The following is a 15,096-nucleotide window of genomic DNA, read 5'->3' as shown; positions in this document are numbered from 1 at the left end:
CTCGCGAACATGCCCTTCCTGAACTACCACCACCTGCGCTACTTCTGGGCGACCGTGAAGGAAGGTGGCGTCACGAGGGCTTCGCGAAAGCTGAACGTGACGCAGCCGACGGTCAGCAGCCAGATCCGCGAGCTGGAACAGACACTCGACCAGCCGCTGCTCGACCGGCACTCGCAGAAGATCGTGCTGACCGAAGCCGGGCAGGTCTGCTACCGCTACGCCGAGAAGATCTTCGAACTCGGTCGTGAGCTGGTCGACGAGCTCGAGGGGCATCCTTCCGGCAAGCCGTTCACGCTGGCCGTCGGCCTCGCCAACAGCGTGCCGAAGCTGCTCGCGCACCGGCTGCTCCAGCCGGCCCTCGGCCGGCCGGACTTCGGTCGGGTGACGTGTACGGAGGACCGCCTCGAGGCGCTGGTCGAGGAACTGGTCAGCCATCACCTCGACCTGGTGATCGCCGACACGCCGCAGCCACCGACACGGTCGCGCAAGGTGTACAACCACCTGCTGGGCGAGTCCACGGTGTTACTGTTCGCCACCGAGCGCCTGTCGTCGGTGTACCGCCGCGGCTTCCCCGGATCGCTGCACGGCGCGCCGATGCTGGTGCCGACACAGAACACCTCATTGCGCCGGTCGCTCGACGCCTGGTGCCACGACCGCGGCATCGTGCCGGCGATCGTCGGCGAGTTCGAGGACCCGGCCCTGATGAAGGTCTTCGGCGAGGCGGGCTCCGGCATCTTCCCGGCGCTGGCGGCGGTGGAAGCCGACGTCCGCCGCATGTGCGACGTGCGCGTGCTCGGCGCCATGGACGGCGTCGTCGAGCGCTTCTACGCCATCTCACCGGAGCGACGCGTCAGGCACCCGGGAGTCGCCGCGATCGCCGAGGGCGCACGGTATCGCCTCCTGAGCTGAGGACGGCCGGCCCATAGGCTGCGCTTCGGCTCCACGGGACGCTTTATCGATTGGACGACGCCGCACGGCCGCGCCTACCGTCGATCCAGGGTCCCGCGCGGGCGCGATGCCCTCGCCGAGGACCGGCCCGAGGTCGCGCATGCCCCCCACGCCAGATGCACGCCAGCGCCTGCTGGCCCTCTTCCGCGAGATGCCGGGCCACCGCTTGACCGCGGCACAGGCCGCGCGCCTGTGCGGACTCGATCACGAGTCTTGTACCAGCACGCTGCGGGCCCTGGTGGCCGACGGCCTGCTGCGCGTCGTCGGCGCGCACTACCTCGTGGTGGAGTGATTCGACACGCCCGCACGGCCGACGCACGGCGCCCGACCTCGGCGCGTCGCGCTGCTCATAGAGAATTTCTATAGGTCGCATCGGCATTAGGTGTTTGGCCACTGCAGTCGCCGTCCTCGACGATGAAGGGGTCGCTATCGAGACGGACCTCGCGCTCTCCCTTCCACGGACGCGGCCTTGCCGCCACGGCGCGCGCGTGGTGTCCCGTCGTCGACACCGGCAAGGAGCACGCATGCAAATTCGGCCGCTGATCGTGGCCCTGTGGTCTGTCCTGACTCTGACCCCCGGCACTCTCGACGCGCAACCCGTAAGGGACGCGTTTCGACGAGCGAACCCCTCGGTGGTCCTGATCCGCACCACGGGCCGCGCGGCGACGCCCGGTAGCAGCAGCGAGAAGGCCGCCCAGGCGCAAGGGGTCGGCTCGGGCGTGCTGGTCTCGGCCGACGGCAAGGTGGTGACGGCCGCGCACGTGGTGAAGTCGGAGGCCGCCATCGAGGTCAGTTTTCTCGACGGCGAGCCCATCCAGGCGTCGGTCGTCTGGATGGCCCCCTCGGCCGACCTGGCGCTGCTGCAACTGGCGCGCGTCCCCCCGGCGGCGGTCGTGGCCACCTTCGGCAACTCCGACCTGCTGGAGACCGGCGACCAGGTCTTCACCATCGGCGCGCCGTACGGCGCGAACCATTCCCTGGCCGTCGGGTGGGTCAGCGCGCGGCGGCTGCCCTCACCGGTGTACGAGGACGCGACCCCCCTCGAGTTGCTGCAGACCGACCTGAGCGTCTTCGGCGGCAACTCGGGCGGTCCCCTGCTGAACGTGGACGGCGAGGTGGTCGGCATCGTGACGCACGTGCTCAGCGGCGACGGTGCGGCCAGCGGCCCGAGCTTCTCGGTGGCCGGCAACGTCGTGAAGCGCCTGCTGCTCGACGAGCGCCGGACATGGTTCGGGGTGGAGTCGTTCATGCTCGAGGGCCCGCTCGCCGAGGCCTTCAACCTGCCGCAGCCGGCCGGCCTGCTGGTGCAGTCGGTGTCGCCGGCGTCCCTGGCCGCGAAACTGGGCCTGCGCGGCGGCACCGTGCAGGCGGCGATCGCCGACGTGCCCGTGTTCCTCGGCGGCGACGTCCTGATCGAGATCCTCGGCGTGCCCGTCGTGGCCTCGCCGCGTTTCATGAGCACGTTCCTCGCGGCGCTGGACAAGGTCACGGCAGGCGACACGGTCACGGCCAGGGTGTGGCGCGCCGGACGCGTGGTGTCGCTCGACGCCGTCGTCCCCTCGCCATGACGCGCGAGGGCCGCCCACTCCCTTCCGCTCCCGACGGCACCCGACGCACGATGCACGACATCTCCGACGTCCCATCAGCCACCGACACGGCGACGGCCAACGGCCCCGCCCACGACCACTGGCACGCCTCGTCGGCCGAGGCCGTCGCGACGACCCTGGGCGTACACCCCGACCTCGGCCTGTCGGACGCCGAGGTGCTGAGGCGACAGTCGCTCCACGGTCCCAACGAACTCGTCGAACGGCACCGACGCGGCCCCTGGGAGATCCTGCGGGACCAGCTGACATCGACCATGGTGGTGCTGCTGATGGGCGCCGCGGCGGTCAAGGTGCTGGTCGCGATCCTGTCCTCCGACACCCGGGAGTGGATCGATGCGCTGGCCATCGCCGCGATCGTCCTGGTCAACGTGGCGCTCGGGTTCGCGCAGGAGCACCGCGCCGAGCGCGCGATCGCCGCGCTGCGGCGCCTCTCCGCGCCGGTCGTCCAGGTGCGACGTAACGGCCAACGACAGGAGTGCCCGGCCCGAGATCTCGTGGCAGGCGACGTGGTCCTGCTCGAGGCGGGCAGCGTCGTGCCGGCCGACGCGCGGGTCGTGTCGGCGGTGGGGCTGCGCGTGCTCGAGGCCGGCCTTACCGGCGAGTCGGTGCCCGTCGACAAGACGCGCGACCCCGTCCCGGCCGCGGCGGCGCTTGGCGACCGCCTGAGCATGGTGTTCCTCGGCAGTGCCGTGACCAGCGGGCGCGGCACGGCCGTCGTGGTGACCACGGGCATGCGCACGGAGCTCGGGCGCGTCGCGACCCTCCTGCAGGGGGTCGACGCGACCGCGACGCCGCTGCAGCAGCGCGTCGCGCGCCTCGGCGCGGGCATCACCGCCGGCGCCCTTGCCGTCATCGCGGCGATGGCCGCGCTCGGCATGAGCCGTGGCGCATCAGCGCTCGAGGTCCTCCTCGCCGGAGTCTCGGTGGCCGTCGCGGCCATCCCCGAGGGACTGCCTGCAGTGATGACCATCACGCTGGCGCTCGGCGCCCAGCGCATGCTCAGGCACCGGACGCTGATCCGCCGCCTGCCCGCCGTGGAAGCCCTCGGCTCGGTCACGACCATCTGCTCGGACAAGACGGGCACGCTGACGCAGAACCGCATGGAGGTGGCCGTGCTCGACGTCGCCGGGCACGACGTCGACACACAGGACGTCGGACCAGCCGGCATCGTCGACCCGGCCGGACGCACCACCGGCGACCTCGGGGCACTCGTGGCGCTCGGCGTGCTGTGCAACGACGCCGCAATGGCACCCACGGCCGACACACCGCTGGCAACCGTCGGCGATCCCACCGAGACGGCGATCATCGTGTTCGCCGCCGAGCAGGGCCTGTGGAAAAGGGACCTGGACACGGCCCGGCCACGCGTCGCCGAGGCGGCCTTCACCTCGGAGCGCAAGCGGATGACCACCATCCACCGGGTGGACGGGCCCTGGTCGCCGCAGGCGCACGCCCTGGCGCCCCTGGTGCGCGGCGCCGAGTACCTCGCCGCGGTGAAGGGCTCTGCCGACGGCCTGTTGGCGATCAGCACCTCGGTGCTCGAGGCCGGTGCGGTCGTGCCCCTCTCGCCCGACCTGCGGACGCGCATCGAGAGGGCCGTGGCGCGATTCGCGAGCCGCGGCCTGCGCGTGCTCGGCGTGGCCGCGCGCCCGTTGGCGGCCCTGCCCGGGCAGGACGCCGAGGCGTGCGAACGGGAGCTCACGTTCGTCGGCCTGATCGGCCTCGTGGACCCGCCGCGCCCCGAGGCGCGCCAGGCCGTCGCGCGCTGCCGCGAGGCCGGCATCAGGCCGGTCATGATCACCGGCGATCACCCGGTGACGGCGCTCGAGATCGCGAGGCAGCTCGGGATGGCCGACGAGGACGCGCGCGTCTGCAGCGGTGTCGACATCGAGGCGATGTCGGACGAGCGCCTGCGTGACGAGGCGGCACGCGTGGCCGTGTTCGCGCGCGTCGCGCCCGAGCACAAGCTCCGCATCGTCGGCGCCCTGCAGGCGCGTGGCGAGATCGTGGCGATGACGGGTGACGGCGTCAACGACGCGCCCGCGCTCCGGAAGGCCAACATCGGCATCGCGATGGGCATCACGGGGACCGATGTCGCCAAGGAAGCCGCCGACATGGTCATCACCGACGACAACTTCGCGACGATCGTGCAGGCCGTGGAGGAGGGGCGGACCATCTACGACAACGTCCGCAAGTTCGTGAAGTACATCGTCACGAGCAACTCCGCGGAGGTCTCGGTGCTGTTCCTCTCGCAGCTGGCCGGCATGCCGATGCCCATGACGACGCTGCAGATCCTGTGGATGAACTTCGTCACCGACGGCGTGCCGGGGCTCGCCCTGGGCCTCGAGCCCACCGAGCCTGGGACGATGCAGCGCCAGCCGTTCGCGCCGGGCGAGAGCGTCTTCAGCCGCGGCATCGGGCGCCACGTGGTGATGGTCGGGGCGCTGCTCACCGCGGTGGCCTTCGGCGTCGGTTACTGGGCCTGGCGGGCGGGCCATCCGGCGTGGGGCACGATGATCTTCGTCACCCTCACCTTCTCGCAGCTGGGTCACGCGATGGCCGTCCGCTCGCATCGCCTGTCGTTGTGGACACTCGGCCTGTCCGGCAACCCGGTGATGTCGTGGGCCGTGCTGATCACGCTCGGCCTGCAGTTGGCGATCGTGTACGCGCCGCCTGCCCAGGCGCTGTTCGGGACGGTCCCCCTGACAGCCATGGAGATGGCCATCTGCTCGGCGGCAAGCCTGTTGGTGTTCCTCGCCGTGGAACTCGAGAAGTGGGTCCTGCGGCGACAGGCGCCCTAGCAGGGCGCTGAAACACTCCGCCCTGCAATGCAGGTAGCTGGCTCTTTCGGCAACCTGCTAGGCGTCGGCCCTGCTCGAGGACGCCGTCCCTCGCGCCAGTCGCGCCGCGTATCCCGACAGGCCGATGACGCCGACGATGTTGGGGAAGATCTGCAGGGCGTTCATGAGGTCGCCCCACGCCCACACCACCTCGACGCGGCTGATGGCGCCGAACGGGATCAGCGCGCAGTAGATCCAGCGGTACCAGTGCGCGACCGGCCGGTCGAGCAGGTACTCGAAGAACTGCTCGCCGTAGAACGCCCACCCGATCAGCGTGGTGTACCCGAACAGGAACGCGCACAACGCCACCACGTAGCCGCCGACGCCCGGCATCGCGGCGTCGAATGCCGAGGCGACGGCCGCCGAACTCGTGAGTCCCGACTGCCACGCGCCCGTGAGCAGGATGGTCATCGCGCTGATCGTCGAGGTGACGAACGAGACGATGGCGACTTCCATCACGGCCTGCAGGCCCTGCTGCTCGGGGTGGCGTGACCGCGCCGTGCCGTACGCCACCGAGGCGGTGCCGTAGCCGGCTTCGTTGGCGTACATGCCGCGCGCGAGGCCATACCGCATCGCCACGACGATGCCGAGCGCGCCGCCGGCGGTGGCCTTGAACGAGAAGGCCTCGCGGAACACCAGCGCGAGCACGGCGGGAATGTTGGCCGCGAACATCACGATGACGATGAGGCCGCCGCCGAGGTAGAGGCCGACCTTGAGCGGCGCCAGCTTCTCCGCGGCCTTCCCGATGCTGCCGATGCCGCCCACGATCACCAGCCACACGAGGAGGCCGATGGCGATGCCCGACGCCCATGTCGGAATCGCCAACTGGCTCTTCAGGACGATCGCGATCGAGTTGGGCTGCGTGAAGGGCGTGGTGGTGATCGCGGCCACGCCGGCGATGAGGGCGTAGGTCGAGGCAAGCCAGGGCTGCTTCAACCCGTCGCGCAGCGCGTACATCGGGCCCGAGCGGATGGTCGTGCCGCTCGCCTCGCGCCACGTGACGCCCAGCACGGCCTCGGTGAACTTGATGGTGGTCGCGACGAAGCCGTAGGCCCAGATCCAGAACAGCGCGCCAGGACCACCGGACACGATGGCCGTGGCGACGCCGGCGATGTTGCCGGTGCCGATGGTGCCCGAGAGCGCCGTCATGAAGGCCTGGAACGGCGACAGCGCGCCGGCCGTGCCGCTCTCGGCGCTCGACAGCATCGCGCGGAAGGCCTCGCCGAAGCGGCGGACCTGCACGAACCGGTAGCGGATGGTGAGGAAGAGCCCGGTGCCGAAGAGCAGCAGGAGCAACCAGGGCACGAACAGCGCGTCGGCCGCGCGCTGGATCAAGTCCGCGAGTGTGGTGAGCACGGCGTACAGGTTAACGCTTAACGCTTAGCGCCTAACGCTTGACGCTCAACGCTTGACGGTCAGGACTGACGAGTGACGTGGGGATCGCAGGCCGCCCGAGCGAAGGCGAGGGCGTCCCGCCGAAGCCGAAGGCGAAGGCGGACCGGTACCCGCCCCAGTTAGATGTTGCTCCGGCTCTGGCACCCGTCGACGGTGACGCACGCGCCGCTGATCCAGCTGGATCGGCGCGACGCCAGGAAGGCGACGACATCGCCGACCTCCTCGGCGCGGCCGAAACGGCCGAACGGCAGGTCGGTGGCGATGAAGCGGGCGATGCCCTCCGGGTCGGCCTGCTGCCGCTGGTGCCAGGATCCGCCCTCGAACAGGATCGAGCCGGGCGCGACGGAGTTGACGCGGATGTTGGAGGGCGCCAGTTGCTGGGCGAGCGCCTTGCCGAGGCTGATCTCGGCCGCCTTGACGGCGTTGTAGGTCATGCGGCCACCCGACTCGCGGCCCCAGATGGAGGCGATGAGCAGGATGACGCCGCCGCCGCGCGCCTGCATGTGCGGCACCACGAGGCGCGAGGCGCGGATGGCGGGATAGAGCGTCTGGTCGAACGCCTGCTGCCAGACCTCGTCGGGCGTGTCGAGCAGGCCCCCGCCCTTGCCGAGGCCCACGTTGTTCACGAGCACGTCGACGCCGCCGAAGCGCGCGACGGTGGTCTCCACCAGGCGCTGCAGGTCGTCGGCCTTCGAGACGTCCGCCTGCACGGCCAGCACGTGGTCGACGGTGGCCGCCCGCGCGGCGAGGTGCCGCGCCGCCGCATCGAGGGTCGCCTGCGTCCGCCCGCAGATGACCACGCGGGCCCCCTCCGCGACGAGCGCCTCCGCCGAGGCAAGGCCGAGGCCCTTGCTGCCGCCCGTCACGATGGCCACCTGGCCTGCCAGTCCGAGATCCATCAGCGGGGTCCCCCGTCGGTGAGGTCGTTGAGCCGCCAGTCGTAGGTCGAGTAGGCGAGCGTGAACGTGTTCTGCGTGAGGCCGCGCCGCTCGCTCGGCAGCACGTGCGGCACCACCATGTGCAGCACCGCCAGTTCGAGCGGGCTGCGCCGCGCGAAGGTGGTGGTGTCGCCGGGCCAGGCCTTCGTGAACTCGGCCTGCCGCCAGCCGAAGATCGGCGAGATCTCGACACGGTTGGTGGACGGATCGTAGCGGAAGCACTCGTTGCGCTCGACGCACTCGGCCGCCACCGAGGCGAGCTGATCCTCGAGCCGCCGCGCGGTGAAGGCCTCGCTGCGCAAGCGACCGCCGCCGAGCGACCCACGCCCGAGCGCGAAGAACATGCGCGGATCCTCGAAGGTCGGCAACACCTGCTTCTCGATGTCCTCGAGCGACAGCAGCCGCCCGCCGACGCGGTGCCGCTTCGCGGTGAAGGCTCCCGGCACGTGCATGATGCTGTCGGCTGGGTACTGGGCGGCGGCGCCCTTGATCGGGTAGGCGTTCACCACGGTGCGCAGCACCAGCGCGTTGTAGGCATTGAGCCAGAAGGCAGCGCGCTCGGCCTTCGCCCAGCTCTCGAAGGCCGCCGGCGGCACGTCGAGGTTGCTGACGTAGGCGTCGAGCCGACCACGCTCCGATCGCAGCGCGCGGTAGTACACGAGGCCCTCGCGCACGTAGGTGTCGAGGATGACGTCGAGCGCCGCATGCATGCCGACGTCGGACGGGACCACCGACTGTGCCGAGGCGACGAGCGACGGCCGCGGTACCAGCAGGATCGCACTCGCGGCGAACGCGAGGCCGATGGCGCGGAATGGGCGAAGCAGTGTGGGCATCAAGGGCAGTTCAGGACAGCGGAGTCGGGAGGAGCGGGTCGGCAGTCAACAGTCAACAGTCGGCAGTCGGCAGTCGGCAGTCATTACAGCCTAACCGGTGTCACAGTGTGGCAAGCCAGCGATGCAGCGCCGTGTCGAACGCCGAGGGCTGTTCCACGTTGCTGAGGTGACCCGCGCCCGGCACCTCGACGAGCGACGCACCCACGACGCCGTCGGCGATGAGCCGTGCAGCGGTTGGCGGGGTGAGCGTGTCCTCGACGCCGACGATCACCAGCGTCGGCACGGTGATGGTGGACAGCGTCGGGCGACTGTCGGGGCGCGTCCGGAGCGCCTCGAGCGCATCGGCAACGGCCTCGCCCGGCGTCTCGAGGGCCCACGCCCGCACCTCGTGCGCCACATGCGGGTCGCTGGTCTGGGTCGTCGCGCCGAGCAGGCCGGGGAGCATGGCGTCGATGACGGCGCCGGTGCCCTCGGTGCGCGCCCGCGCCTGCATCGCGACCCGCCTGGCCCGTGCCTCGTCGGTGTCGGCCTCGGCGCGCGTATCGGCGAGCACGAGCCCGCGAATGGCGGCCGGCCGGCGTCGCCAGCATTCGAAGGCGATGTAGCCACCCATCGACAGCCCCGCGAGCACCACGGGGCCCGTCCCGAGCGACGCGATCAACGCCAGCACATCGTCGGCATGCTCGCCCACCGATCGCGCCGAGGCGCCCGTCGAGGCGCCGAAGCCGCGAAGATCCGGTGCGACGCCGCGCCACCCCGGCGGCAGCGCGGCCAACTGCCGCGCCCACATCCGGGCCGAGAGCGGGAAGGCATGCAGGAACACGAGGGGCGCGCCCTCGCCAGCTTCGGTGACCGACAGCGTGGCCGTGGGCAGTGACACGGTGCGGACCGCCATGCCGACATTATCGGACAGGGAGAACAAGGGACGAGGGACAAGTACGCGAGGGACAAGGGAGGCAAGGGACAAGGGACGAGGCGGGGAGCGACAAGGGACGAGGACGGCGCGGGACATGGCTGATACAGGGACATGGGAACCAGGTGGGCATCAATGCCGTAGCGTGTCCCTTCGCCCTTGTCGCCGTGAATCCTCGTCCCTCGTCACTCTCCTTGCCTGGTGACTCTTCCCTTGTCCCTCGTCCCTTGCTTGTATGATGGCCGTCGTGAGCCGGCACGTGTGGGCGCTCTGCCTCGTGGCCTGGCTCGGAGCGGCGCTGTGGCAGGCCAATCCGGTACGCGTGGGGGATGGCCACGAACACGTGGCGGTCGCGCTCAACCTCTCGCGGGGGCATGCGCCGTCGTTCGCGCCTGACCAACTGGCCGCCGTCGAGCGCGAGCTCCGGGCCCTCGGTCCTTCCTTCGCCACGGCCTCCCTGGTCCATCCCGATCTGGTGGGCCGGGACGGACGTCAGGACGTTCCCCATTTCTGGCTGTATCCGTTGCTCGCAACGCCGGGCGTCTGGCTCGCCCGGGTGGTGGGCGCCTCGCCACTCTGGGGCTTCGTCGCCTTGCATGTGGCCCTGCTGGCCGGCCTCGGCGCCCTGATGCTCGCCCGACCGGCGCCAGTGTGGACATCGCTCCTGCTCCTCAGTCCCCTCATCTGGTGGCTCGACAAGCCGTCGACCGACCTGCTGCTGGTGACCTGCCTCGGCGGAGCGCTGCTGCTGTGGGCGACCAGGCCTGGTGTCGCGATGTTGCTGCTCGGCGTCGGGGCCAGCCAGAATCCCGGGCTGATTCTCGTGGCGGCCCTCTTCGCCGCCTGGGGGTCGATCGAGCGGCCCGCACGCCTGATGTGCCGACGCTGGCAGGCCGGGGTGCTCGGCGCGGCCGCCCTCATCGTGCTGCCCGCGGCGTACTACCTCTGGCGACTGGGACTGCCGTCGCCGCTGACGGCGTCGACCGCCACGCGCTGGCCCGGCGTGCTCGATGCGCTCTTCCCGCTGACCGACGTCACGATGGGCCTGGTGGTGCGGTACCCGCCGTACGTGCTGGCGGTGCTGATCGCGGCGGCGTGGCTGGCGCGGCGAGAACTGCTGAGGCTCCGGGATCCCTTCATCGCCACCACGCTGCTGGCCGCCCTGGCGCTGCTCTGGGCGGTGGGGCAGCCCGTGAGCCAGAACCATGGGGGCAGCCCAGACCTGAGCCGCTACGCGCTCTGGCTGATGCCGCTGGCCTTGCCGCTGCTGCAGCAGGCCGGCAGCAGCCCGCACCGCCTGCCGGCGCGCCTCGGCGTGGCGCTGGCCGTCGTGTCGGCGGCGTGGACGCTGGCCGCCTTCCCACTGTCACGCCCGGAGGGCCACCTGCAGCCCACGCGCGTGGCCAGCTGGCTGTGGAGCCGACACCCGATGTGGAACGACCCGCGGCCGGAGGTGTTCGCCGAGCGCCTGTCGCACGCCGAGCCGGCGGTCGTCCCGACAGGGACCAGCGACTGCAACAAGGTGCTGCTGTACGAGGGCCAGTGGCCCGTGGCGTGCCTGCCGCAGGACACGCCGCCGGACGCCTGCTTCGACCCGCAACGCTTCTGCTATGCCAACCGCACGGCAACCGGCGCCGGCTACCTGTTCATGGTGGAGCCGCTGCGCCCGGGCTTCCCTGTGGTGACCGCCGAGCGCACCTGGGCCCGCGAGACCCCGGCCGTGGCCACGATGCGACAGTTGGTCCGGGGACTCACGATCGGCGAGCCCGCTGAGGCGTTCGTCTCGCTGCGCGGCCTGTGGAACGCCGCCTGGATCGAGGAGTGGAGCGGCAAGGACCGCTCGGTGTTCTACGTGCGGAACACGCGCCCGGACGCACGCATCGGCGTCCGTGTCCGCCAGCGCGCACTGGCGCGGGTGATCGACCTGAACCGCGCCGTCGAGATCGCCACGTATCCGATCGAGGCCAACACGGCCAACCCCGAGTCGATCCCGCTCCCGGACGCCACGCCGGACCTGGCGATCACGTTCGAGCCGAGGTAGGCACACTCAGGCTCAGGGCTCAGGGCTCAGGGCTCAGGCAGAAGGCTCGAGGCTGAGGATCAGGCCACGTGGCGCGATGCCGCGAGCCGCCTTGCGGCATTCGCGGCATCGCGGCATTCCCCTACTGGCTCCCGGCAGCCGGGTACGGCGCGCCTGCAGCAATCCAGCGGCGCAGGGTGTCGATCTGCTTCTCGGTGAGCGGATCCTTGTCGAGCGGCATCTGGTCCTCGCCATCGAGGCCGAGCACGCGCCGCATGATCAAGCTGTTCTCCGCATCGCCGGGCTTGAGCAGGGCGCCGCTCTTGCCGCCCTTCTGGAGCGCCTCGACGGAGTCCATGCGCAGGCGCGCCTTGACCTTGTCGGGGCCGTGGCACTCGACGCAGGTGCGCTTGAAGATCGGCATGACCTCACGCGTGAAGTCGGGCGCCGCGGCAGCCTGGGCTTCGGCCGCATCGATGGGTGCCGGGGCCGAGGGCGCAGCGGCAGGCGCCATCTCGCGCACGTGCGCTGCGGCGGGCGTCGCGGTCGGCGCCATCGCGGGCACCGGAGCCGCCAACGGGGCCACGACGGAGGCAGGTGCAGCCGCCACCGGGACCGCCGGCGCCTCGGCACTCACCGGAGCCGCCTTCTGCTTCCAGGGCAACAGGCCGGTCAGGTAGTCCTCGCCGTAGACGAGGCCGCCCCCCAGGTGCCCGGTCGCCCCGACCACCGCACTGGTCGCCAGGACCAGTACGACGTACGCCGCGACCTGTCGAACCCCTGCCGCGCGCCGGGCCAACTGCCCGGCGCCCAAGGCGGCCGTAGCCGCGATCATCGAAATCCAGCCCATCACCTGATGCCTCTCCACGGCCACGGCCGCATCGCCGGTCACCGACTGGTGCCCCGCGTTCAACGTGCCGAACCACACGGACACTATCGCGCCAGCCACACCGAACGCCAGACAGTATGTCCCAGCCTCGGACGGCACCGGTCGTCGCCTCAGCAGGTGCAGGCCTTCGATGGCCGCCGCGACCGTGAGCAAGGCGATCGGGAAGTGCACGACGATGGGGTGGAGACGCCCGAGGAGAAGCCAGCCCCACCACGGCCGGGCACCCGGCGAGGGCGCGGCAGGCTCAGGCGCCTGCGCGGCGCGCGGCGGTGCGGTGGTCTCGGCTGGGGCGGCGTGCCCGCCCGACGGCACGGGGGTCATGGCCCGTGTCGCCGGCAGTGGCGGCACGCTGGCCATCAGGGGGCTGGCTGTCGCGATCAGGCCCGCCACGATCAACGATGGCAGGCCGACGCGTACGCCGAGGGCGCGAACGTCCATGGGACCTCTGGTCACGGCGGCGGGCAGCCAGCACTCCCAGTCTAACGTGGTGAGCCTTCAGACGGCCAATCGGTCGCCATGGTCGGGGCGGCGGGGCGGCCATTTGTTCGGTACGATCGACACGTGCTCTCCCTTGCCCGCACCGCCTGGCTCGTGCTCGCCTACAACCTCGCCGTCATCGCCTGGGGCGCCTACGTGCGCGCGACGGGATCAGGCGCCGGGTGCGGGGCCCACTGGCCGCTCTGCGACGGGCGCCTCGTGCCCCGCAGTCTCGGGGTCAGCACGCTGATCGAGTACTCGCACCGGATCACCAGCGGTATCGCCCTGGTGTCGGTGGTCCTGTTGCTGGTCTGGGTGCGGCGCGCCTGCCCCGCCGGTCATCCCGCCCGGCGCGGCGCCACCATGACGGTGGTCTTCATGCTCCTCGAAGCCGCCGTCGGGGCCGGGCTCGTGCTGTTCGAGTTGGTGGCCGACAACGCGAGCATCGCCCGCGCGCTGTTCATGGCCGTGCACCTCACCAACACGTTCATCCTCGTGGCCTGGATGGCCCTCACGGCCTGGTGGCTCTCGGGAGGCGACCCGGTGGCGCCAGGGGACTCGCCCGGGCTGGCGCTCGGTGTCGGCGGCCTGCTGACGGCGGTGACGCTCGTCGGCGTCAGCGGCGCCATCGCCGCGCTCGGCGACACCCTGTTCCCCAGCCAGACGCTGGCCGAAGCCCTGGCCGCCGATCTGTCGCCGACCTCTCACGTGCTGATCCGCCTGCGCGTGTTCCACCCGGCGCTCGCCATCGCGACGGCCGTGCTCCTGGTCGTGGCGGCGCCGCTGCTCGCACGCCGCGCCGACACGCCGACGGCAAACCGGCTGGCGCGCGGCGTGGCCGGGCTGGCCGTGCTGCAGGTGGTGGCCGGCGTGGTGAACGTGGTGTTGCTGGCGCCGGTCTGGATGCAGTTGCTGCACCTGCTGCTCGCCGACGTGCTGTGGATCACGCTGGTGCTGCTCGGCGCCGTGGTGCTGCGACGCCACACGTCGGCCGTCCCGGCGCGCCACGTCGGGGCGCCCCAGCGCGCCTGAGGCAGGCGGCACCCGTCGAGCACGCAGCGCACGCCTCCCCCGGGCGAGCCGCGTCACCAGGCCCTGCCTGGCGCCTGAGGGGCGACCTCAGCTGCGAGCTGCCGCGAACGTGTCGCAGGCCTTGATGTCGCCGGTCTTCAGCCCGCGCGTGAGCCATTCCACGCGCTGCTGCGACGAACCGTGCGTGAAGCTCTCCGGCCGGACCCGACCGGTCGCCTGACCCTGCAGCTTGTCGTCGCCGATGGACGCGGCCGCCCGCAGGCCTTCCTCGGCATCGCCGGGCTCGAGGATGCCGCGCTGGGCCGTGGAGTGGCCCCAGACGCCCGCGAAGCAGTCGGCCTGCAGTTCCATCAGCACGGACAACTGGTTCTGCTGGCGCGGATTGCGCTGCTGCAGTTCACGGACCTGGCGCTCGATGCCGAGGAGGTTCTGCACGTGGTGGCCGACCTCGTGCGCGATGACGTACTGCTCGGCGAAGTCACCGGGTGCGCCAAACCGCCGATCGAGCTGGTCGAAGAACTCGAGATCGAGGTAGACCTTCTGGTCGCCCGGGCAGTAGAACGGCCCCATCGCGCTCTCGCCCATCCCGCAGGCCGAGGGCGTGGCGCCGCGAAACAGCACGAGCTTGGCCTCGCGATACCGGCCGCCGAGCAACTTCGTCCACGTGGCCTGCAGGTCGTCGAGCGCCTGGCCGATGTCGTTGACTTTCCGCTCCTCGGCCTGCGTGGTCTTCAGCGGGCCCGACTGCTGCATCTGCGGCGGGCCGGACGCCTGCTGCTGCAGCGCCGGCGAGATCATGTCGCGACCGAAGATGAGGCTCAGGACCAGCAGGATCGCGAACCCGCCCAGTCCCAGACCTGCGCCGCGCCCCATGCTCATCGCGCGGCGATCCTCGATGTTCCGGCTCCGTCCTGCGTTCGGGTCCCAGCGCACGTTCCTGCTCCTTCGTCTCTGGCCTCGTCGGCCGCTCATCCCTGCCACGCCCGGGCGACTCACCTGCGCGAGACGCGACTGACCGGGGCCTCCGATCATCGCAACCCCGCGGGCCGTCCCTCGCTGGCTTTTGGTCTAGTGTCGCAGGATTCGGGAGTCGGGAGTCGGGAGTCGGGAGTCGACAGGGCCCGTCAGCGCTCCAGCCCGTCAGCCACCGCTCGGGTCACCGCGAACGCCGTGCCGTGCCGCATGCCCTCGGGGAACGTTACGTCCGGCG

The 15,096-nt window shown here is 71.2% G+C and carries 12 protein-coding genes; 6 read left to right on the top strand and 6 right to left on the bottom strand.

Translation table 11 applies throughout. The annotated features are described in order from the left end of the window. The first annotated feature begins 9 nt into the window (after positions 1 to 9). The 4 genes from ACIRDX_RS07935 to ACIRDX_RS07920 all read left to right on the top strand — a co-directional run bounded on the left by ACIRDX_RS07935 (position 10) and on the right by ACIRDX_RS07920 (position 5,350). Positions 10 to 909, top strand: coding sequence for a LysR family transcriptional regulator (locus tag ACIRDX_RS07935; RefSeq protein ID WP_396624873.1), 900 nt, complete (start codon positions 10 to 12; stop codon positions 907 to 909). A 139-nt stretch (positions 910 to 1,048) separates the two neighbouring features. Further along, positions 1,049 to 1,240 (top strand): hypothetical protein, encoded by a 192-nt coding sequence (locus ACIRDX_RS07930; RefSeq protein ID WP_396624872.1) that lies wholly within the window; start codon positions 1,049 to 1,051, stop codon positions 1,238 to 1,240. A gap of 340 nt (positions 1,241 to 1,580) precedes the next feature. Beyond that, positions 1,581 to 2,516: a S1C family serine protease gene (locus ACIRDX_RS07925; RefSeq protein ID WP_396624871.1), complete on the top strand. Its 936-nt coding sequence runs from the start codon at positions 1,581 to 1,583 to the stop codon at positions 2,514 to 2,516. Continuing rightward, positions 2,513 to 5,350 carry a cation-translocating P-type ATPase gene (locus ACIRDX_RS07920; protein ID WP_396624870.1) on the top strand — a complete coding sequence of 946 codons (2,838 nt, stop codon included), beginning with the start codon at positions 2,513 to 2,515 and terminating at the stop codon, positions 5,348 to 5,350. The genes ACIRDX_RS07925 and ACIRDX_RS07920 overlap by 4 nt, the downstream gene beginning before the upstream one ends. Positions 5,351 to 5,407: 57 nt before the next feature. On the opposite strand, the gene ACIRDX_RS07915 is transcribed toward ACIRDX_RS07920, so the two are convergent. The 4 genes from ACIRDX_RS07915 to ACIRDX_RS07900 form a co-directional block, all read right to left on the bottom strand. Next, the gene (locus ACIRDX_RS07915) at positions 5,408 to 6,745 is read right to left on the bottom strand and encodes an alanine/glycine:cation symporter family protein (protein WP_396624869.1); all 1,338 of its coding nucleotides are present in this window, start codon (positions 6,743 to 6,745) and stop codon (positions 5,408 to 5,410) included. A 158-nt stretch (positions 6,746 to 6,903) separates the two neighbouring features. Beyond that, the gene (locus tag ACIRDX_RS07910) at positions 6,904 to 7,683 is read right to left on the bottom strand and encodes an SDR family NAD(P)-dependent oxidoreductase (protein ID WP_396624868.1); all 780 of its coding nucleotides are present in this window, start codon (positions 7,681 to 7,683) and stop codon (positions 6,904 to 6,906) included. Further along, on the bottom strand, positions 7,683 to 8,555 hold the full coding sequence (locus tag ACIRDX_RS07905; RefSeq protein ID WP_396624867.1) for a DUF547 domain-containing protein: 873 nt from the start codon (positions 8,553 to 8,555) through the stop codon (positions 7,683 to 7,685). Before ACIRDX_RS07905 ends, ACIRDX_RS07910 begins: the two co-directional genes overlap by 1 nt. 100 nt (positions 8,556 to 8,655) lie before the next feature. Beyond that, on the bottom strand, positions 8,656 to 9,450 hold the full coding sequence (locus ACIRDX_RS07900; protein WP_396624866.1) for an alpha/beta fold hydrolase: 795 nt from the start codon (positions 9,448 to 9,450) through the stop codon (positions 8,656 to 8,658). Between the two features lie 265 nt (positions 9,451 to 9,715). Between ACIRDX_RS07900 and ACIRDX_RS07895 the strand changes: the two genes are divergently transcribed. Next, positions 9,716 to 11,509, top strand: a complete 1,794-nt coding sequence (locus tag ACIRDX_RS07895) for a hypothetical protein (protein ID WP_396624865.1) — start codon at positions 9,716 to 9,718, stop codon at positions 11,507 to 11,509. Between the two features lie 121 nt (positions 11,510 to 11,630). Here the strand turns inward: ACIRDX_RS07895 and ACIRDX_RS07890 are convergent, their stop codons facing one another. Then, a complete protein-coding gene (locus ACIRDX_RS07890) occupies positions 11,631 to 12,815 on the bottom strand; it encodes a DUF2231 domain-containing protein (RefSeq protein WP_396624864.1) in 1,185 nt (394 codons plus the stop codon). Between the two features lie 123 nt (positions 12,816 to 12,938). Here ACIRDX_RS07890 and ACIRDX_RS07885 point away from each other — a divergent pair, with 123 nt between their 5' ends. Beyond that, positions 12,939 to 13,886, top strand: coding sequence for a COX15/CtaA family protein (locus ACIRDX_RS07885; protein WP_396624863.1), 948 nt, complete (start codon positions 12,939 to 12,941; stop codon positions 13,884 to 13,886). 87 nt (positions 13,887 to 13,973) lie between these two features. Here the strand turns inward: ACIRDX_RS07885 and ACIRDX_RS07880 are convergent, their stop codons facing one another. After that, complete coding sequence (locus ACIRDX_RS07880; protein ID WP_396624862.1) at positions 13,974 to 14,819, bottom strand: neutral zinc metallopeptidase; 846 nt, start codon at positions 14,817 to 14,819, stop codon at positions 13,974 to 13,976. Between the last annotated feature and the right edge of the window lie 277 nt (positions 14,820 to 15,096).

It is taken from the genome of Luteitalea sp. (assembly GCF_044337415.1).
Classification (GTDB): Bacteria; Acidobacteriota; Vicinamibacteria; order Vicinamibacterales; family Vicinamibacteraceae; genus Luteitalea.
Note: the sequence above shows the minus strand (reverse complement) of the source record. Positions and strands in the feature narration are given on the sequence as shown.